The sequence below is a fragment of the Pectobacterium aroidearum genome (assembly GCF_041228105.1).
GTDB classification, from domain to species: domain Bacteria; phylum Pseudomonadota; class Gammaproteobacteria; order Enterobacterales; family Enterobacteriaceae; genus Pectobacterium; species Pectobacterium aroidearum.
Genome location: NZ_CP166097.1, coordinates 3,835,166 through 3,855,899 on the forward strand (window position 1 = coordinate 3,835,166; position 20,734 = coordinate 3,855,899).

General features: G+C 49.8%; 18 protein-coding genes. 8 read left to right on the plus strand and 10 right to left on the minus strand.

Features of this window, described 5'->3' with window-relative positions; genetic code table 11:
• Positions 1–6: 6 nt before the first annotated feature.
• The 9 genes from AB8809_RS17415 to bolA all read right to left on the minus strand — a co-directional run bounded on the left by AB8809_RS17415 (position 7) and on the right by bolA (position 10,794).
• Positions 7–405 carry a thioesterase family protein gene (locus AB8809_RS17415; protein WP_015839351.1) on the minus strand — a complete coding sequence of 133 codons (399 nt, stop codon included), beginning with the start codon at positions 403–405 and terminating at the stop codon, positions 7–9.
• Between the two features lie 105 nt (positions 406–510).
• Positions 511–876, minus strand: a complete 366-nt coding sequence (locus tag AB8809_RS17420) for a helix-hairpin-helix domain-containing protein (protein WP_194429746.1) — start codon at positions 874–876, stop codon at positions 511–513.
• 138 nt (positions 877–1,014) lie between these two features.
• A complete protein-coding gene (ppiD, locus tag AB8809_RS17425) occupies positions 1,015–2,895 on the minus strand; it encodes a peptidylprolyl isomerase (protein ID WP_349855121.1) in 1,881 nt (626 codons plus the stop codon).
• A 355-nt stretch (positions 2,896–3,250) separates the two neighbouring features.
• A complete protein-coding gene (gene hupB / locus AB8809_RS17430; protein WP_005976031.1) occupies positions 3,251–3,523 on the minus strand; it encodes a nucleoid-associated protein HU-beta in 273 nt (90 codons plus the stop codon).
• A 197-nt stretch (positions 3,524–3,720) separates the two neighbouring features.
• Positions 3,721–6,102 carry an endopeptidase La gene (gene lon, locus AB8809_RS17435; RefSeq protein ID WP_181848121.1) on the minus strand — a complete coding sequence of 794 codons (2,382 nt, stop codon included), beginning with the start codon at positions 6,100–6,102 and terminating at the stop codon, positions 3,721–3,723.
• A gap of 191 nt (positions 6,103–6,293) precedes the next feature.
• Positions 6,294–7,568, minus strand: coding sequence for an ATP-dependent protease ATP-binding subunit ClpX (gene clpX / locus AB8809_RS17440; protein WP_015839347.1), 1,275 nt, complete (start codon positions 7,566–7,568; stop codon positions 6,294–6,296).
• Between the two features lie 162 nt (positions 7,569–7,730).
• A complete protein-coding gene (clpP, locus tag AB8809_RS17445; protein ID WP_010282141.1) occupies positions 7,731–8,354 on the minus strand; it encodes an ATP-dependent Clp endopeptidase proteolytic subunit ClpP in 624 nt (207 codons plus the stop codon).
• A 504-nt stretch (positions 8,355–8,858) separates the two neighbouring features.
• Positions 8,859–10,163, minus strand: a complete 1,305-nt coding sequence (tig, locus tag AB8809_RS17450) for a trigger factor (RefSeq protein ID WP_015839346.1) — start codon at positions 10,161–10,163, stop codon at positions 8,859–8,861.
• 316 nt (positions 10,164–10,479) lie between these two features.
• Positions 10,480–10,794 carry a transcriptional regulator BolA gene (gene bolA / locus AB8809_RS17455; protein WP_015839345.1) on the minus strand — a complete coding sequence of 105 codons (315 nt, stop codon included), beginning with the start codon at positions 10,792–10,794 and terminating at the stop codon, positions 10,480–10,482.
• 336 nt (positions 10,795–11,130) lie between these two features.
• Here bolA and AB8809_RS17460 point away from each other — a divergent pair, with 336 nt between their 5' ends.
• From AB8809_RS17460 to AB8809_RS17495, 8 genes are all read left to right on the plus strand, one after another.
• On the plus strand, positions 11,131–11,709 hold the full coding sequence (locus AB8809_RS17460; RefSeq protein ID WP_015839344.1) for a lipoprotein: 579 nt from the start codon (positions 11,131–11,133) through the stop codon (positions 11,707–11,709).
• A gap of 59 nt (positions 11,710–11,768) precedes the next feature.
• Positions 11,769–13,256 (plus strand): muropeptide MFS transporter AmpG, encoded by a 1,488-nt coding sequence (gene ampG / locus AB8809_RS17465; protein WP_349855122.1) that lies wholly within the window; start codon positions 11,769–11,771, stop codon positions 13,254–13,256.
• A 425-nt stretch (positions 13,257–13,681) separates the two neighbouring features.
• Positions 13,682–14,644 (plus strand): cytochrome o ubiquinol oxidase subunit II, encoded by a 963-nt coding sequence (gene cyoA / locus AB8809_RS17470; protein WP_015839342.1) that lies wholly within the window; start codon positions 13,682–13,684, stop codon positions 14,642–14,644.
• A 4-nt stretch (positions 14,645–14,648) separates the two neighbouring features.
• Positions 14,649–16,640: a cytochrome o ubiquinol oxidase subunit I gene (gene cyoB / locus AB8809_RS17475; RefSeq protein ID WP_015839341.1), complete on the plus strand. Its 1,992-nt coding sequence runs from the start codon at positions 14,649–14,651 to the stop codon at positions 16,638–16,640.
• Complete coding sequence (locus AB8809_RS17480; protein WP_015839340.1) at positions 16,630–17,244, plus strand: cytochrome o ubiquinol oxidase subunit III; 615 nt, start codon at positions 16,630–16,632, stop codon at positions 17,242–17,244. Before cyoB ends, AB8809_RS17480 begins: the two co-directional genes overlap by 11 nt.
• Positions 17,244–17,576, plus strand: a complete 333-nt coding sequence (locus AB8809_RS17485) for a cytochrome o ubiquinol oxidase subunit IV (RefSeq protein ID WP_015839339.1) — start codon at positions 17,244–17,246, stop codon at positions 17,574–17,576. The genes AB8809_RS17480 and AB8809_RS17485 overlap by 1 nt, the downstream gene beginning before the upstream one ends.
• 14 nt (positions 17,577–17,590) lie before the next feature.
• Complete coding sequence (gene cyoE, locus AB8809_RS17490; RefSeq protein WP_005976015.1) at positions 17,591–18,481, plus strand: heme o synthase; 891 nt, start codon at positions 17,591–17,593, stop codon at positions 18,479–18,481.
• A gap of 228 nt (positions 18,482–18,709) precedes the next feature.
• Complete coding sequence (locus tag AB8809_RS17495) at positions 18,710–20,074, plus strand: MFS transporter (RefSeq protein ID WP_349855123.1); 1,365 nt, start codon at positions 18,710–18,712, stop codon at positions 20,072–20,074.
• 59 nt (positions 20,075–20,133) lie between these two features.
• Here the strand turns inward: AB8809_RS17495 and AB8809_RS17500 are convergent, their stop codons facing one another.
• Positions 20,134–20,625 carry a YajQ family cyclic di-GMP-binding protein gene (locus AB8809_RS17500; RefSeq protein ID WP_015839336.1) on the minus strand — a complete coding sequence of 164 codons (492 nt, stop codon included), beginning with the start codon at positions 20,623–20,625 and terminating at the stop codon, positions 20,134–20,136.
• Positions 20,626–20,734: the final 109 nt, after the last annotated feature.

Genomic DNA, 20,734 nt, shown 5'->3' on the forward strand with positions numbered 1-20,734 from the left:
CTTCAATTAACGGCGAATCTCGTTTAGGTGTTCCAGCAGTTCTCCCTCCAGCGGCAGTGCTTTTTGCGTCAATAAATCGATGCAGACAAACGTCAGCGTGGCATCAGCCACGTCGCTTTCATCAGACACTCGGGTTATTTTCTGGCTGATCACACCGCTTTTTGTATTCATCTGCAGTAATTCACTATCAATACGCAGCACATCACCGAGAACGGCAGGTCTGCGGTAGTTGATATTGATGTTCACCACAACGAAAGCAATATTGTTGCTATGCATCCAGCCAAAAGCAGGCAACGTCTCCAGCCATTGCCAACGCGCCTCTTCCAGAAACTCCAGATAGCGCGCGTTATTAACGTGCTGATAAACATCAATGTGATAACCACGAACGGTAATGAAAGTCTGCATAGCCGTAATACTCCTGTGACAAAGCCAATAACTGGTATGACCTGATAATTAGCCTAGCAGAGGTTCGCAGCCCAGAGGAAATGCTCAACCGAGCTGCGACTGGTATCACAGTTTCAAACGAGAGAGATTGCGCTCAACCAACGCCGCCCCAATTCCTGATACCTCAGTTAATTGCTCGATCTGGGTAAAAGGACCATTTTGCTCACGGTAGTGCACTATCGCTTCCGCTTTTTTCAGCCCGACGCCGTTCATTATCTCGGCCAACTCGGCAGCGCTTGCCGCATTGATGCTCACCTTATCCTCATCGCCATCAGGAAGCGTTGCTTTTTCCACTTTCTGATCTGCTGATGCAGACTTCACCGCCGTCGCCGTACCGTCGGCGGCTTTAGGCGCAGCCTGCCCTAATAATGGCAACCCAGATAAACTCATCCCAATGATTAAGCACAGTGCTTTTATTCCTGATTTTTTCATGCTGTTTCCTCCATGTGTTTGACAGCACGGCTACCTTGCCGCAGGCCAGTCAACATCGCAAACAGCAGAATTTAAATGTGGAAAAGGCCGCGAAAGCGGCCTTTGGTTGTTGCAACGATTTGCAAATTTTTGCGGGGCTTATTGTTGTTCCTGCGCCGCATTGCCCATCTTGATTTTCGCTTCACTACGCAAGCTGGACAGCAGAGAATCAAACAGTGCGCCCAGAGAACCTTGCTGAACCTGGCTGGCAAACTGTGTTTTCTGCTCATCGTTTAGCTGATGTGGCGTCACGCTATCCAGCGCCACCAGCACGACATTGCCCGCTTGATCCTGAGCAATCGCATAAGACGACTTATCCTTCTCTGGATGCGGCATAGCAAAAATAGCTTCAGCCGTTGCATCACCCTGAGAGATAGAAGACATCGTTTTTGCTTCACCAAAGCTCAACCCTGCCGCTTTCATCGCGTCGTCTTTACCTTGCTTCAGCTCAGCCAGAATTTTTTCAGCGTCCAGACGAGCCTGCTGTTCAGCTTTCTGACGTTTCAACGTCTCTACGATCTCGGTACGAACCTGATCCAGAGGGCGAGTGCTTTCAGGTTTGTGCTCAGTGATACGCAGAACGAAAGCACGGTCACCGTCAACGTTAATCACATCAGAGTTGTTGCCTGCAGTACCGTTCTCCCCCAGCAGCGCGCCACTAAAGATAGCCTGCGTGACTGGTTGGAAATTCAGCGCGGCAGGAACCTTCTCACGCGTAAACCAGTCGGTCTGCGTGGCTTTCACACCGGCCGCTTCTTCTGCTGAAGCCAGAGATTCGTTGTCATTGCTGGCCGCTTCGCTGACTTTTTGCTGCAGCGCATAGTAACCATCCTGCGCTTTCTCATGCTTCACTTTCTCAGCGATTTCGGCACGCACTTCGCTCAACGGTTTGATCTGCTGTGGCTGAACATCATCAAGACGCACAATCAGGTAGCCAACAGAAGATTTAATTGCTGCAGAAATCTGGCCTTTCTCTGTCAGTTTTGCCTGCTTCAGCTCATCAATCATGCTGTTTTCGTCCATCCATCCCAAATCGCCACCGTTACGGCGCGAGATGATGTCCGTTGATTTTTCTTTCGCCAGCGTAGCGAAATCACCGCCTTGCTTCAGCGCGTCCAGAACAGACGTTGCATCGGCCTCATTCTTCACCTGAATAACGCTGAATTTTTTGCGCTCAGGTTGGGAATAGTCGTTCTTGTTCTGCTCGTAAAAATCGTTGATGGCAGCATCGTCTACTTTCACGCCGTCCATGATGCTCGCCGCATCCAACGTGATATAGCTGACTTTGAATTCTTCCGGTGCGATGAAATTGCCTTTGTTTTGATCGTAATAGCTCTGGACTTCATCATCAGCCACCGTCTGGGCTTTCGCTTTGGCGGCAATATCAATGGTTGCCAAACGGACAACGCGATCTTGTGCAGCCAGTTTCACCAGATTATCGATCTCCTGCGGCAGCAGGAACGATGAATTGCCAAAACCGCGAATCAGCTGTTGTGATGTCAGTTGCTTACGCAGCATCTGAGCATACATATCCGGCGTTACGCCAAGGCGGCGAACCTGATCCAGATACTTTTCATTATCAAAACGGTTGTTTGTCTGAAACGCGGGAACGTCAAAGATCGCCTGTTTGATTTGCTCATCACTGATGTTTAACCCCAGCTTGTTGGCATACTGATCCAGCAAGGTTTCATCAATGAGTTGGGAGAGTGCCTGCCTACGCAATTGCTGCATGTAACCGTCATTGCTCGCCAGAAGAGAGAAATTCTCACCCAAGGCTTCCTGCTGACGACTGCGTTCGTTCTGTACCGCCTGCTCAAGCTGTGCGCGGGTAATTTCCTGCCCGTTCACCTTTGCAGCGTAATCTCCTGAACCACCAATAAGATAATCACCAACGCCAGTTAGAACGAATGATGCGATGATCAAAGCAAGAATAATTTTGAGCACGACGTTATTTGCGGCCGTACGTAAATTGTCCATCATAATGTGACAACACTCCGCTGTAGAATGGATAAAACTCCCTGCGCTGGCCGAAGCCATGCATCCTTGCGATTGCTATAGCCCAATACAAGGCTAGGGCGCACTTAAGCTTATTACCCGCCACCAAAACGACCAGCAGCGATGTTTAGAAAGCAATATCGATGTTTAGTTAAAAACAAAGTTTGCCGTTCTCACGTCGCCTTCGCCACGTTCTGCCGTGTGTCGGGTAGGTATAGTCCTATATAAATAAAAGGCACATCATAAAATGATGCGCCTCGTATCTTACCCTACCAATATCATTGCGTCAGGTATTGTTTGGCACCCAAAGTAGTTATCAGCCAAACCTGTGACGTAATAATCAGTTAACGGCGTCTTTCAGCGTCTTACCAGCACGGAATCCTGGTACTTTTGCTGCAGGGATACTGATTTCCTTACCAGTTTGCGGGTTACGGCCGGTACGAGCAGCACGTTCACGCACTGAGAAAGTACCAAAACCAACCAAAGCAACATCATCCCCTTCTTTCAGGGATTCGGTAACGGAACCAATAATTGCATCTAACACACGCCCTGCTGCCGCTTTGGAAATATCAGCATCTGCGGCAATTTTGTCGATCAATTGTGACTTGTTCACTCTGTCATCCCCTCTGGAATTCTCTTATCGCGCTTCAATGTCCCAAGACGCGACACGTAACTTATTATCAATACTGTCATGCTCAGCCAGTTACGGCTAAAACTAACAGTGCTCTAACTTAGCGGTACAAAAAAAAGCTGGCAAGCACGATTTCACTCACCAGCCCTGATTTTCTCAAGGGTTTTTGCGACAGGTCACTATTTTGCCTTGGCTTTGGCCTTTGCTTTAGGCGCAGAGACCACTTGCATGCCAGAAGGCGAATTCTGCAACGCTAACGCCAACACTTCCTCGATACGTTTCACCGGATGGATTTCCAGATCCGCAATCACGTTCTGTGGGATATCCTCCAGATCGCGTTTGTTGTCATCAGGAATCAATACTGTCTTGATTCCACCACGGTGTGCGGCCAGCAATTTCTCTTTCAGACCGCCGATCGGCAGTACCAGACCACGCAGGGTAATTTCCCCCGTCATCGCCACATCGGCACGCACCGGATTTCCGGTCAAACAAGAAACCAGCGCGGTACACATCGCGATACCCGCACTTGGCCCATCTTTCGGCGTTGCACCTTCAGGAACGTGAACGTGGATATCACGCTTCTCGTAAAAATCAGCATTGATGCCTAATTTTTCCGCACGGGCACGAACTACAGTGAGCGCAGCCTGAATCGACTCCTGCATCACCTCGCCTAACGAACCAGTATAGGTCAATTTACCCTTGCCCGGCACACAGGCGGTTTCGATCGTCAGCAGATCGCCGCCAACTTCCGTCCAGGCCAGACCGGTCACCTGCCCTACGCGATTTTCATCGTCCGCGCGGCCATAGTCAAAGCGCTGTACCCCAAGGAAATCCTTAAGGTTATCGCCCGAAACCTGAATATGCTTAGTGGATTTATCCATCAACAGCGTTTTTACTGCTTTACGGCACAGCTTGGAGATTTCACGCTCCAAACTACGTACGCCAGCTTCACGCGTGTAATAACGGATAATGCCAACAATCGCACTGTCTTCTACCGACAACTCACCATTCTTCAGCGCGTTACGTTCGATCTGTTTCGGCAACAGGTGCTGTTTGGCGATGTTCAGCTTTTCATCTTCGGTATAGCCGGAAAGACGAATAACTTCCATACGGTCAAGCAATGGCGCCGGGATGTTCATGGAGTTAGACGTCGCCACAAACATCACATCAGACAGATCGTAGTCGACTTCCAGATAATGATCGTTAAACGCCACGTTCTGCTCAGGATCGAGCACTTCCAGCAATGCAGAAGCCGGATCGCCACGCATGTCGGAAGACATCTTGTCGATCTCATCCAGCAGGAACAGCGGGTTTTTCACGCCAACTTTCGCCATTTTCTGGATCAGTTTGCCCGGCATAGAACCAATATAGGTACGGCGGTGTCCGCGGATTTCCGCTTCGTCACGCACGCCACCCAGCGCCATACGCACATACTGACGTCCGGTCGCTTTGGCAATGGACTGACCGAGCGAGGTTTTACCGACGCCAGGAGGCCCTACCAGACACAAAATCGGCCCTCTGATCTTGCTGACACGACTCTGTACTGCGAGATATTCGAGGATGCGTTCTTTCACACGATCCAAACCATAATGGTCGGTATCCAGCATTTCCTGCGCTTTCAGCAAGTCTTTCTTCACTTTGCTACGCGCATTCCACGGAACCTGCACCATCCAGTCGATATAACTGCGCACTACCGTCGCTTCCGCCGACATCGGCGACATCATCTTCAGCTTTTGCAGTTCAGCTTCGGCTTTCTCACGTGCGTCTTTCGGCATTTTTGCCGCTTCAATCTTACGCTTTAACGCTTCGTGTTCATCCGGAGCGTCGTCCATCTCACCCAGCTCTTTCTGAATGGCTTTCATTTGCTCATTCAGATAGTACTCACGCTGGCTTTTTTCCATTTGCTTCTTAACGCGGCCTCGGATCCGTTTTTCTACCTGCAGCAGGTCGATTTCGGATTCCATCATTGCCATCAGATACTCTAAACGTTCGGTAATATCGAACATTTCAAGTACCGACTGCTTATCAGCCAATTTCAGCGGCATGTGTGCGGCAATGGTGTCGGCTAAACGCGCGGCATCATCAATACTGTTCAGTGATGTCAGTACTTCCGGCGGGATCTTCTTGTTCAGCTTGATGTAACCCTCAAACTGATTGATTGCCGTGCGCATGAGCACTTCCTGCTCGCGTTCATCAATCGCCGGAGAGTCAAGATATTCGGCTTTTGCCGCGAAATGCTCGCCACCGTCAGAAAGCGTCGTAATACGGGCACGCTGCAACCCCTCGACCAGTACCTTTACCGTACCGTCAGGCAGTTTCAGCATTTGAAGAATTGAGGCTACCGTCCCTACCGAGAAAAGATCGTTAATACTTGGCTCATCCGTTGAAGCTTCTTTCTGTGCCACCAGCATGATCTTTTTGTCATGATCCATTGCGGCTTCAAGGCACCGAATCGATTTCTCCCGACCAACAAACAACGGAATGACCATGTGCGGATAAACCACCACATCGCGCAATGGCAATACGGGGATTTCTATGCGTTCGGAACGCTCAGGGTTCATAGAGCTCTCTCTTAGTTTCGTTTCCGCCAGGTTATGGGAATATCGTGAAACGCGGTTTTCGCGGGTTTCATCAAATAGGTATTTGAGTATATGGGGATAAATATCTCACATTCAACGACCAGCATGCGTGTAAAAAACAAATGGGGGATAAAATCCCCCATTTTTATTTTTCGATACGCTTAATTGATTACTTATTCGCCAGAAGCTTGCTGGGTTTCATGCTTGCCATAGATCAGCAATGGCTCGGATTGACCCGCAATAACAGATTCGTCAATGACGACTTTGTCCACGCTTTCCAGCGATGGCAGGTCATACATGGTATCCAGCAGAGCGGCTTCAACGATAGAACGCAGGCCACGCGCACCGGTTTTACGCGCCATCGCTTTCTTGGCAATCGCCGTCAGCGCTTCATCGCGGAATTCCAGTTCAACGCCCTCCAGGTTGAACAATGCCTGATACTGCTTGGTCAGCGCATTTTTAGGCTCACGCAGAATCTGAATCAACGCTTCTTCGCTCAGCTCTCTCAGCGTAGCAACCACTGGCAGACGGCCGATAAACTCAGGAATCAAACCGAATTTAATCAAGTCACCCGGTTCAACATTGCTTAACAGTTCGCCTTCTGTTGCTTTGTCCGCCGATCCTTTAACCGTTGCATTAAAGCCAATGCCGCGACCTGTATCGGTACGTTGCTCGATCACTTTGTCCAGCCCTGCAAACGCGCCGCCGCAGATAAAGAGGATCTTAGAGGTATCAACCTGCAAGAACTCCTGTTGCGGATGCTTGCGCCCACCCTGCGGCGGAACAGCAGCAATCGTCCCTTCGATAAGCTTCAGCAGCGCCTGCTGTACACCTTCACCTGAAACATCGCGGGTGATCGACGGGTTGTCTGACTTACGAGAAATCTTGTCGATTTCATCGATGTAGACAATACCACGCTGTGCTTTCTGCACGTCGTAATCACACTTCTGCAACAGCTTCTGAATGATGTTTTCAACGTCTTCACCGACGTAACCAGCTTCGGTCAGCGTTGTGGCATCCGCCATGGTGAATGGTACATCCAGGAAGCGCGCCAGCGTTTCAGCCAGCAGCGTTTTACCGCTCCCGGTAGGACCAATCAGCAGGATGTTACTTTTACCCAGTTCGATCCCGTTGCTGCTGTCACCATTACGCAAGCGTTTGTAGTGGTTATACACCGCAACGGCCAACACCTTCTTGGCCTGCTCTTGACCAATAACATAATCGTCAAGGTGGCGGCGAATTTCGTGTGGCGTCGGCAACGCACTGCGCTCACGATGGGGCGCCACTTCTTTAATTTCTTCGCGAATAATGTCGTTACACAAGTCAACACATTCATCGCAGATATACACCGACGGCCCGGCAATCAGCTTACGCACTTCATGCTGGCTCTTGCCGCAAAAAGAGCAGTACAGTAACTTTCCTGAACCGTCTTTGCGCTTATCTGTCATGAGTTAAACCTCTTTTTCGTCTTTTGCCCGCAGGCCAACCACAGCGATACCGCTACAACGAACGCCGATACTTATAGCCAATACGCGTAAAATAACCCCGCACAACAGACTATCGGTCGAACACTGATTTTAGCTACACCAGACCGCTACTATGGCGAGTGATTACCCGCGGTTAGTGAATACGGAGTCTACCAAACCGTAGTCTACTGCCTCACTGGCAGAGAGGAAACGATCGCGCTCGGTGTCTCTCTCTATCGCTTCAAGAGGCTGACCCGTATGTTTCGCCATCAGCTCATTCATTTTGGCTTTCACTTTCAAAATTTCTTTGGCATGGATTTCAATATCCGTAGCCTGCCCCTGGAAACCGCCCAACGGCTGGTGAATCATAACGCGCGAGTTAGGCAGGCAAATACGTTTGCCTTTGGCACCCGCCGTCAACAGGAACGCACCCATTGAGCAAGCCTGTCCCATACAGATCGTGCTGACATCTGGCTTGATAAACTGCATGGTGTCGTAAATGGACATACCGGCAGTGATGACGCCACCAGGAGAGTTAATGTACAGATAAATGTCTTTTTCTGGGTTTTCGGCTTCCAGAAACAGCATCTGTGCCACAACCAGATTCGCCATATGATCTTCAACCTGACCAGTCAGGAAGATTATCCGTTCTTTTAGCAGACGGGAATAGATATCGTAAGAACGTTCCCCACGCGAGGTCTGTTCAACCACCATCGGCACTAACGCCATATGAGGTGCTTGTCTTTCTTGTTCGCCACTGTATGACATTCACGTCTCCTAGATAAAATGCGTCCGGCACTCTTGTTACGTTGTTCAAGCATTGCATTCAATTCTACTAGAGATAGGGGGGGATGACTATGGAACCCTATCCCTTCACTGCTGAACAACCTATACGGCCGAGAATCCTTACCTGCTGTGCCTACTTTTCCTCTTCAGTGAGTGGGGGCACACGCATTGTATTTCAAGCTTACACTATCAATCGTTCTCTATTAAAGAACCAATTATTTTATTATTAACACGTTATCGGCACGGCAAACCTGAGGTTTAACCCCTTGCCTGACCTCATAAATTCTTTGTCTGCTTTAATAATAGTGCAATTTCAGGCCGCCATTCCTCGTCTATACGCTAATGGGGCTGAGAGGGTAAACACCAGAGATAAAGTACAATCGAAACGATAACCATCAAGATCGCACAAACCTATAAGCAAAAAGCCCGCGCCATAAGGCACGGGCTTTTGATAGGGAAAGCTCCCTGCTACGCAATCAACAATGTTTATGCTGTAGCAGTTTGATTCATCAGCTCGTTGAAGCTTACTGATTTCTCAACAACTTTCGCTTTAGCAAGTACGGTTTCTACCGCTTGCTCTTCCAGAGCGACGTTACGCATGTTGTTCAACAGCTCTTTGTTTTTGCCGTAGAACTCGATAACTTCCTGCGGATCTTCGTACGCAGAAGCCATCTCTTCGATCAGTGCGTTAACGCGAGCTTCGTCAGCTTTCAGCTCATTGCTGCTGATGACTTCACCCAGCAACAGACCGATAACCACGCGGCGTTTAGCCTGCTCTTCGAACAGCTCACGCGGTAATTCCTGCGCTTGCTTCTCGTTGCCGCCAAAACGCTGTGCAGCCTGACGACGCAGAACATCGATTTCGCCATCGATCAGTGCCGCTGGCACGTCGATTTCGTTTGCATTGATCAGTCCGTCCAGAACCTGAGTTTTCACACGGTTACGCACCGCGCCTTTCAGCTCACGTTCCATATTTTTACGGACTTCAGCACGCAGACCTTCCTGAGAACCATCAGCCACGCCGAAACGCTTGATGAATTCTTCAGTCAGTTCAGGCAGTTCACGCTCTTCAACTTTCTTCAGGACGATAGCGAACTGAGCCGCTTTTCCTTTCAGGTTTTCAGCGTGGTAGTCTTCAGGGAAGTTCACATCGATAGTGAATTCTTCACCCGCTTTGTGCCCAACAACGCCATCTTCAAAACCTGGGATCATACGATTCTGGCCCATTGCCAGAACGAAGTCAGAAGCTTTGCCGCCTTCAAAGACTTCACCGTCGATAGAGCCAGTGAAATCGATAGTGACACGATCTTCCGCTGCCGCAGCACGGTCAGTTTCTTTCCAGGTCGCCTGTTGCTTACGCAGCGTTTCCAGCATGGTATCAACATCAGCGTCAGTCACTTCAACAACCGGTTTTTCAACTTCGATCGCATCCAGACCTTTCAGTTCAACTTCCGGGTACACTTCAAACTCAACAGAGTAAGTGAAGTCGCCGCCTACAGCGTATTCGCCAGGGATGTAGTTAGGCGCGCCAACCGGATTAATTTTTTCTTTGATGATAGCGTCAACAAAGTTGCGCTGCATCAGGTCGCCCAATACGTCCTGACGCACAGAGGCACCATAACGCTGAGCAACAACATTCATCGGCACTTTGCCTTTACGAAAACCGTCAATACGTACTTTTTTGGCCGCGTTGACCAGCTCGCTCTTCACCGCACTCTCAATGATGTCAGCAGCAACGGTAATCGTTACGCGACGTCCCAGACCTTGAGTGGTTTCAACTGAAACTTGCATCTTGTTACCTCAAAAAATCACAGTGATCGGTCAACCCCAAAACTATTCTCGCGACGAAAAATCTCACGACAGCAAGGCTGATTCAGAACTGGCACCAAGGCACACAGACTTAAATAAACCTCGCAGAACCGGGAAATTGCCAACCCCGTTCCCTGTAGTCAGAAGCGTCCCGAATACATTCAGGAAAAAATAGACGCGGCATTATAGCGGTATAGAGAGGATGAGTCGAGAACGGAGGGCCGACTATTACAGCAACAGATTCACACTTTTGGTCAGTAACCCGCCCCGATATGTCTGGAACGGGCCATATTAATGACTACGAAAGGATGCCAGCGCCGCCGCAAGGTGGTGAAGAAGGGACGGCGTTTTGCAAACTGGCCCACTCTTTTGTCGAATACGTATGTAATGCTAACGCATGCACTGAACCCGCTAACTCTTCAGCCAGTACGGCATAGACGGCGCGGTGTCGACCAATCACGCGTTCCCCCGTGAATTTATCGCTGACCAGCACGACTTTAAAATGACTTTCCGCTCCCGCAGGCACGTTGTGACGATAGCTTTCATCGATCACCTCTAAATGAATGGGCTCAAAGCCCACACGCAGCTTTTCTTCTATCGTTTCACGCATCATACGACTACCCTTTTCGGCTTGGGGGGAAATTTGATATCAACGCGACATAACGGCCACTCAACTGCAACTCACCGATGTCCGAATCATTATAACCTTAGCGTTTTTTCAACCAGTTATGCGTAAAAGCCGCCTGACAAAGCAGAAAATTTTCTCAACGCATTGATATATCATCGACGGTCTTGATGTGATAAAAACGGTTTTTCTGGCTCATGGCACGAAAAAGATGAATTTCAGAACAATTTACCTGCTATCGGCTCTTTTTCCTGCCTGTGGCGATGATATGATATCAACAATATTTATCGGCTCACCACACTAATCATTATTGAGAAAATACGAATGTTAAAAAAATTATTTTTCCCTCTACTGGCCGTAATTCTGCTTGCAGGCTGTGCAGCAAAAAGCAACACGCTGAACATCACGCCTAAAATTAGCCTGCCTTCTCAGGATCCGACGCTGATGGGCGTAACGATTAGCATCAACGGTGCAGACCAGCGCGCCGACCAGGCTCTGGCAAAAGTGAATCGCGACGGCCAACTGATTACGCTGACGCCTTCCCGCGATCTGCGCTTCCTGTTGCAAGAAGCGCTGGAGAAACAAATGACCGCGCGTGGTTATATGATCGGCACGGGCGGCCCAGTCGCTTTACAGATTGTGGTTAACCACCTGTACGCCGATGTTTCTGAAGGAAACCTGCGCTACAACATCACGACCAAAGCAGATATCTCCATCATTTCTCAGGCAGCAAATGGCAACAAGCAGGTGAAAAACTACCGCTCAACCTATAATGTTCAGGGCGCTTTCACCGCCAGCAACGACAAAATTACCGATGCGGTTAACACGGTGCTAGGCGATGTTATCAACGACATGGCGCAAGACACCAGTGTAAGTAGCTTCGTCAAAGAAAACGCCCGTTAATTTCAGTATGCCGCTTCCCTTGCTCCTGAACGCTCTCGGAGCAAGGGAAAGGACTCTTCATGTTTAGTCGCATCATTGCTTTATTCAGCCAACGTAATTCGCTTTTTATGCTGTTGCTTGGCTTCGCTTCCGGTTTACCACTGGCATTAACATCCGGCACATTGCAAGCCTGGATGACTGTCGAGAATGTCGATCTGAAAACCATCGGTTTTTTCTCTTTGGTTGGTCAAGCCTACGTATTCAAGTTTCTGTGGTCCCCCCTCATGGATCGCTATACCCCACCGTTTCTTGGCAGGCGCCGTGGCTGGCTGATTCTCAGTCAACTTCTGCTGATTGCTGCGATTATTGGTATGGGATTTATGAACCCAGCACGCGATCTCTGGTGGCTGGCGGCACTGGCCGTGATGGTTGCATTCTGCTCTGCTTCTCAGGATATCGTTTTTGATGCCTATAAGACGGATTTACTTCCCCCTGAGGAACGCGGTACGGGTGCGGCCACCTCAGTATTAGGTTACCGTCTGGCCATGCTGGTTTCAGGCGGACTAGCTCTGTGGATGGCGGATCGCTATCTCGGCTGGCAGGCAACGTATTGGCTCATGGCAGGACTCATGCTGATCGGTGTGTTCGCAACCCTATTAGCACCGGAACCGCTAAATAGTCAGCCTGCGCCGCGCACCATGGAGCAAGCGATTGTTGCCCCACTGCGTGATTTCTTCGAACGTAACAACGCCTGGCTCATTCTTCTGTTGATCGTGCTATACAAACTCGGTGATGCCTTTGCGATCAGCTTGACGACCACTTTCCTGATACGCGGCGTTGGTTTCAATGCCGGTGATGTTGGGCTGGTTAACAAGACGCTTGGACTCTTCGCCACCATCGTGGGGGCAATTTACGGTGGATTATTGATGCAGCGACTCTCATTATTCAGAGCGCTGATGCTGTTTGGCATCCTTCAGGCCGTGTCCAATGCAGGGTACTGGCTACTGGCTATTACCGCCAAAAGCCTATTCACAATGGCTACCGCGGTTTTTCTGGAAAATCTCTGTGGCGGCATGGGGACAGCAGCATTCGTCGCGCTCTTGATGACGCTATGTAATAAATCATTCTCAGCCACACAGTTTGCCCTGCTCTCCGCCCTTGCAGCCGTCGGACGGGTGTACGTCGGTCCTATCGCAGGTTGGTTTGTCGAATCCTACGGCTGGGCATGGTTCTATCTGTTCTCGATTTTGGCTGCATTACCGGGTCTGGCAATTCTAATGATTTGCCGTGAGACGCTGGAATTTACTCAGAAAACGGACACCTTCCAGTTACGCACACACTTCCAGAATTATTACAGAAAGGCCTTACATATACTGGGGTCAGGGGTGGTATTACTGGCACTGTGGCTTATTCTGCTCATCAGTAATGCGTTGGAATGGTCTTCATTGCCCTTACTGGCAGAATACCTGCTCATCGCAGGCGGTACGCTCGCGCTGCTGGGCATTTTCTTCGGTAGCTTGCTGGACTATCTGTCACTCAGACGCGCGTCCAGACCGTCTGTGCACTAACGATATTCGTTCAGGTAGCTCTCATCGGTTGCCTGAACCAATTACACCATTCCTTTATTTAATTATTTTTTTCATAATTATCTTGCTAGAGGAAATTTTATTTCCTCGTAGAATCTCTCCAGAACTAATTTCATTCGTTATCAAAAACACATGTTGAGCAAAAAATTTCACCAAACTAAAAATAGAAAATAAGCGTTATGGTAAGTTGTAATTTTTTATTATCCATCCATACTCTCATCGGGGTAGCTACTTAATTTGCTGTTTTTCAATACCATTTTTATTTTGGCTATCTTTGTGACATTAAGGGCAAAAACCAGCAACAATCGGCTGACATAACCTTAATCATGTTTACAGTGCAGTAACCTTCCCGTAAAATGCCCGCTCGCATGAAATGACAATAGAGCCCTTGTTATTGAGGTCGCTAGATGAGACTCAAGAAATACAATAAAATTTTTGGGATGCTGTCTTTATTTGCAGCCACTGTTCTACTGAGCGGTTGCGATATGGCGCTGATGAACCCCAAAGGAGAGATCGGGTTAGAACAAAGATCGCTAATACTGACTGCCATCGGGCTGATGTTGATCGTTGTGATTCCCGTTATCGTTATGACGATAGCTTTTGCCTGGAAGTTCCGTGCTTCCAATGAAAAGGCAAAATATACCCCGAACTGGTCACATTCCAACAAGATAGAAGCTGTAGTCTGGACTGTACCAATTATCATTATCGTTATTCTTGGCACGATTACCTGGAAGACGACCCACTCGCTTGACCCGTACAAGCCACTGGTATCAGACGTCAAACCAATCAATGTCGAAGTCATTTCGCTTGACTGGAAATGGTTGTTTGTTTACCCAGACCTTGGTATCGCTACGGTTAACGAATTGGCTTTCCCTGCCAACGTGCCTGTTGCATTCAAGATCACATCCGACTCTGTGATGAACTCCTTCTTCATTCCTCGTCTTGGTGGACAGATTTACGCAATGGCCGGAATGCAGACGAAGCTCCACTTAATCGCTAACGAACCGGGCAAGTATGACGGTATCTCTGGCGGCTATAGTGGTAAAGGCTTCTCTGGAATGAAGTTCACCGCGATTGCCACACCAACTCAACAAGAGTTCGACCAGTGGGTTGCGAACGTTCGTGCGTCCTCCAAAACACTGAATACTATGGATGAATTCAACACGTTGGCTAAGCCAAGTGAATTCCATCCTGTCGAATACTTCTCCAGTGTCCAGCCGGATTTGTTCAATAATATTATTCGCAAATTCATAGGCAACGACATGAACATGCAACATCATGGTGAAGGCATGAAGCCTGACGAAAACATGCAACATGGTGAGGGTATGAACATGGGCGAGCATAGCTCGCACAAAGGAGCCGAGGGATAATACGATGTTCGGAAAACTTACACTCGATGCGGTTCCGTACCACGAACCCATTATTATGGTCACCGTGGCGGCGATCATCGTTGGCGGCCTTGCGCTGCTGGCGGCAATAACCTATTTAGGCAAGTGGAAATGGCTGTGGGCCGAGTGGTTCACCTCCGTCGACCATAAGAAAATCGGTATCATGTACATCATCGTTGGTCTGGTGATGATGATTCGTGGCTTTGCCGATGCCATCATGATGCGCGGCCAGCAGGTTCTGGCCTCTGCCGGGCAAGAAGGCTTCCTAAACGCTCACCACTACGATCAGATTTTCACCGCGCACGGTGTAATCATGATCTTCTTCGTGGCGACACCGTTCGTTGTTGGTCTGATGAACCTTGCGGTTCCTTTGCAGATCGGTGCGCGTGACGTTGCTTTCCCATTCCTGAACTCCCTCAGCTTCTGGCTGTTTGTCGTCGGCGTTATCTTGATCAACCTCTCTCTCGGGGTCGGTGAATTCGCGCAGACTGGCTGGGTGGCGTATCCGCCGCTTTCAGGAAAGGAGTACAGTCCCGGCGTCGGGGTCGATTATTGGATATGGAGTCTACAAATATCCGGTATTGGTACCACGCTGACTGGCGTTAACTTCTTCGCGACGATTCTGAAGATGCGTGCGCCAGGCATGACACTGATGAAAATGCCGGTATTTACCTGGACAGCGCTGTGTACCAACGTGCTGATCATTGCCGCATTCCCAATCTTGACCGTTACCATTGCGCTGCTGACGCTTGACCGTTACCTCGGCACCCATTTTTTTACCAACGATATGGGTGGCAACATGATGATGTACATCAACCTGATTTGGGCATGGGGTCATCCTGAGGTTTACATTCTGGTACTGCCGATCTTTGGCGTTTACTCCGAAGTGGTTGCCACCTTCTGTAAAAAACGTCTGTTTGGCTACACCTCACTGGTATGGGCTACTATCGCGATTACGGTTCTGTCGTTCATCGTTTGGTTGCACCACTTCTTTACCATGGGGTCCGGCGCGAACGTCAACGCCTTCTTCGGTATAGCCACCATGATTATTTCAATCCCAACCGGGGTTAAAATCTTCAACTGGCTGTTCACCATGTATCAAGGTCGTATTCAGTCTCACTCCACGATGCTGTGGACCACGGGCTTCATCATCACCTTTACCATCGGTGGGATGACCGGGGTACTGCTGGCCGTACCAGGCGCAAACTTTGTCCTGCACAACAGTCTGTTCCTGATTGCTCACTTCCATAACGTGATCATCGGCGGCGTAGTGTTTGGTTGCTTCGCAGGTATTACTTACTGGTTCCCGAAAGCCTTTGGTTTCACCCTGAACGAAACCTGGGGTAAACGCGCGTTCTGGTTCTGGATTATCGGCTTCTTCGTTGCCTTTATGCCGCTGTATATTCTCGGCTTTATGGGAATGACGCGTCGTCTGAGCCAGCAAATCAACCCTGAATTCCACGCCTTACTGGTTGTGGCATCCATCGGTGCAGTGCTGATCGGTATCGGTGTGCTGTGTCAGGTGATCCAGTTCTACGTCAGTATCCGTGACCGTCACCAAAACCGTGACCTGACGGGCGATCCGTGGGGTGGACGTACGCTGGAGTGGGCAACCTCTTCTCCTGCGCCGTTCTACAACTTCGCTGTCGTGCCGCATGTTGACGAGCGTGATGCGTTCTGGGAAGCGAAAGAGAAAGGTGAAGCTTACAAGCGCCCTGCCAGCTATGAAGAGATTCACATGCCGAAGAACACCGGCGCTGGTGTGATTATCTCCGCATTCAGCCTGGTATTCGGTTTTGCCATGATCTGGCATATCTGGTGGCTGGCCATTGCTGGCTTCGCTGGCATGATTGTGACCTGGATTGTGCACAGCTTTAATCAAGACGTGGATTACTACGTGCCGGTTAAAGAAATTGAGCAAATTGAGAATCAGAATTTTGATCAACTCAGTAAGGCAGGCGTGAAACATGTCAACTGAAACTCTGACTAACCACAATACAGCCCATGCTGAGCATGGGCACCACGACACAGGAGCCAACAAGGTATTCGGCTTCTGGGTCTACCTGATGAGCGACCTGATCATTTTCGGGTCACTGTTCGCAACCTATGCAGTACTGGTTAACGGTACTGCCGGCGGCCCAAGCGGGAAGGACATTTTCCAACTGCCCTTCGTGCTGGTAGAAACGTTCGCGTTGCTGTTCAGTAGTATTACCTACGGCATGGCAATGATCGCCATGAACAAGGGTAACAAATCTCAGGTTAATGCCTGGCTGGGCGTAACGTTCTTGTTCGGTCTGGTGTTTATCGGGATGGAAATCTATGAATTCCATCACCTGATTGTTGAAGGCTATGGCCCGGACCGCAGTGCGTTCCTGTCTGCCTTCTTCGCACTGGTCGGCACTCACGGGCTCCACGTAACGGGCGGTCTGATCTGGTTGGTCATCATGATGATTCAGGTGTCCAAACGTGGCCTGACGGCAACCAACAAAACACGTCTGATGTGCCTGAGCCTGTTCTGGCACTTCCTTGACGTGGTGTGGATTTGCGTCTTCACCGTTGTTTATCTACTGGGGGCAATCTAATGAGTCATTCAACAACCGATCATTCAGGTGCTAGCCACGGTAGTGTTAAGTCATACGTAATAGGTTTTGTACTGTCAGTAATTTTGACCGTCATTCCTTTCAGTATGGTCATGAGCGGCACTGCCTCACATAACGCCATTCTTTTCACGGTGGTGGGATGTGCAGTGGTTCAGATTCTGGTGCATCTGGTGTACTTCCTGCACCTGAATACGTCCTCAGAAGAGCGCTGGAACGTGGTGGCTCTTGTGTTTGCCGTCCTGATTATCGCCATTGTCGTCGTGGGCTCCATCTGGATTATGATGAGCGCACACCACAATATGATGATCCAGTAACCGAGCCGTAAAAGATGATTAAGCAATACCTGCAAGTTACTAAACCAGGAATTATTTTCGGAAATCTGATTTCCGTTATCGGTGGATTTCTCCTTGCGGCCCAAGGCCGCATTGATTATCCCCTGTTTCTCGCCACCCTTGTGGGGGTGTCGTTAGTCGTTGCGTCTGGCTGCGTATTTAACAACGTCATTGACCGCGACATCGACAAGAAAATGGAGAGAACCAAAAATCGGGTTCTGGTAAAGGGGCTGATTTCACTGAAGGTAACGCTGGTTTACGCATCGCTGTTAGGTATTGCGGGCTTTGCTCTGCTGTACATCGCGGCTAACCCGCTGGCCATGTGGCTGGCGGTGATGGGCTTCGTTGTGTATGTCGGCGTGTATAGCCTGTATATGAAGCGGCATTCTGTTTATGGCACGCTGATTGGCAGCCTATCAGGCGCAGCACCACCGGTTATCGGTTACTGTGCCGTCAGCAACCAGTTTGATGCTGGCGCGTTGATTCTGCTGCTGATCTTTAGCCTGTGGCAAATGCCCCATTCATACGCGATTGCGATTTTCCGCTTCAAGGATTATCAGGCCGCCAACATTCCGGTGCTGCCGGTTGTGAAAGGTATCTCCGTTGCGAAAAACCACATTACCCTGTATATCGTGGCGTTTGCGGTCGCAACATTGATGCTGTCTCTCGGCGGTTATGCAGGCTACAAATACCTGATCGTTGCCGCAGCCGTTAGCGTGTGGTGGTTGGGCATGGCGCTGTCAGGCTATAAAAACGCGATTGATGACCGCGTATGGGCAAGAAAACTGTTTGTTTTCTCCATCGTCGCGATTACCTCACTGAGCGTGATGATGTCTGTGGATTCAATGGCGCCAGCGCATGAAGTTCTGCTGACCTACCTGCGTTAATCACAACCGCGTTCTATGCGTTAGTAAAAACAGGTGGCTTGTCCATCTGTTTTTTTATGGCTTATTTCCTGCGTGCTACCCTTTGGGCCGCTGCAAGCGACGTTGAAAAACGCGCTTTGCGCTTTTTATTTCCCTCTCCCCTCCTCCGCCAAATCACGTAACAAACCTATCGTTTACTGTCTGGCCAATAACGCACTAAAATAGCGCCAATTGTTTTCAGAGGTACGCATGAACGATAATAAAATGACCCCTGGCGAATTACGCGCCACATGGGGCTTGGGAGCCGTTTTTTCACTGCGCATGCTCGGCATGTTCATGGTGCTGCCTGTGCTAACGACTTACGGCATGGCATTACAAGGCGCCAGTGAAGCATTGATCGGGATTGCAATTGGTATTTATGGCCTGATGCAGGCCATTTTCCAGATTCCCTTCGGCCTGGTCTCCGACCGTATCGGCAGAAAGCCTCTGATAGTTGGAGGACTGCTGATTTTTGCGGCCGGCAGCGTCATCGCCGCACTCAGCGACTCCATCTGGGGCATTATCCTTGGTCGGGCTTTGCAGGGTGCGGGTGCCATCTCCGCTGCCGTCATGGCGCTGCTTTCCGACCTGACGCGTGAACAGAACCGCACGAAAGCGATGGCATTTATCGGCGTAAGCTTCGGTGTCACTTTTGCTATCGCGATGGTCGTCGGCCCTATCGTTACCCACGCCTTCGGTTTACAGGCGCTCTTCTGGGGTATCGCCCTTTTATCACTCGCTGGCATTATTATTACTCTGACCCTGATTCCTTCCGCACCAGCACACGTTCTGAATCGGGAATCCGCGATGGTACGCGGCAGTTTTCGCAAAGTGCTTGGCAATAGTCGCCTGCTGAAACTGAATATCGGCATCATGTGCCTGCATATTTTATTGATGTCGAGCTTCGTCGCCCTGCCCCGCGCGATGGAGTCCGCTGGACTGGCACCACAGGACCACTGGAAAGTCTATTTGGTCACCATGCTGATCTCCTTTGCAGGCGTTGTTCCTTTCATTATTTATGCCGAAGTGAAAAGGCGGATGAAGCAGGTCTTCATCGGCTGCATCGTGGTACTGATCGCCGCAGAGGTGGTCTTATGGGGTTCAGGTCACCATCTCTGGCAAATTATCCTCGGCATACAGCTGTTCTTCCTGGCTTTCAACGTGATGGAAGCACTGTTGCCATCGCTGATTAGCAAGGAATCACCAGCGGGATATAAAGGCACGGCGATGGGCGTTTACTCCACCACGCAATTTATCGGTGTAGCCATTGGAGGGAGTCTCGGCGGCGGGCTGTTTGAGCTTTATGGCGCTTCTGCCGTGTTTATGGGTGGCGCTGCCATTGCGGCCATGTGGCTACTCGTCAGCTTCACCATGCAAGAACCACCTTATCTAAGCAGTTTGAGAATCGCGCTGTCCGATGTAGCGTTGCAGGATCGTGAGCTGGAACAGAAAATGCGTACACAGCCCGGCGTTGCCGAGGTCGTTATCGTGCCGGATGAGTACAGCGCCTATGTGAAGATCGACAACAAAAAGACCAGTCGGCAGCAGCTAGAACAACTCGCAGGTCAGATCTGATTAAGCAAAAGGCCAGCTTTCGCTGGCCTTGCTGTTCATCGACAAATGATGAAGAAGCATCAATCCCGGAAGTTGGTAAACTGGAACGGCTGCCCCAGATTCCCACCGCGAATCAACGCCATCACGCCCTGCAAATCATCACGTGATTTGCCAGTAACGCGAACTTGCTCACCCTGAATCTGTGCCTGTACTTTCAGCTTGCTGTCTTTAATCAGCTTGACGATTTTCTTCGCCTGCGTGGTTTCGATGCCCTGTTTCAATTTGGCTTCCACGCTATACGTTTTACCGCTGTGCTCGAACTCTTCTGGGACCTCTAACGCCCCGCCTTCAATCCCGCGTTTCAGCAATTTCTCGCGCATAATATCAATCAGTTGCTGGACCTGAAAATCAGACTCGCTGGTCGCTTTAATGCTTTGCGATTTCTCATTCAGTTCAAAGCTGGCCGGAACATTGCGGAAATCCCAGCGTGTGCTCAGCTCACGCGTGGCATTTTCCACCGCGTTGCGGACTTCCTGCATATCAATTTCCGAAACAATATCGAAAGATGGCATAATTCGCTCTCCTGACAAATGTGGCTGGCGAGCATAATAACCGCTCTTCTGCGATAAGCAAGATACCAGACACGATCCCGATTTTTACTCTACATCGGGTAAACAGGCC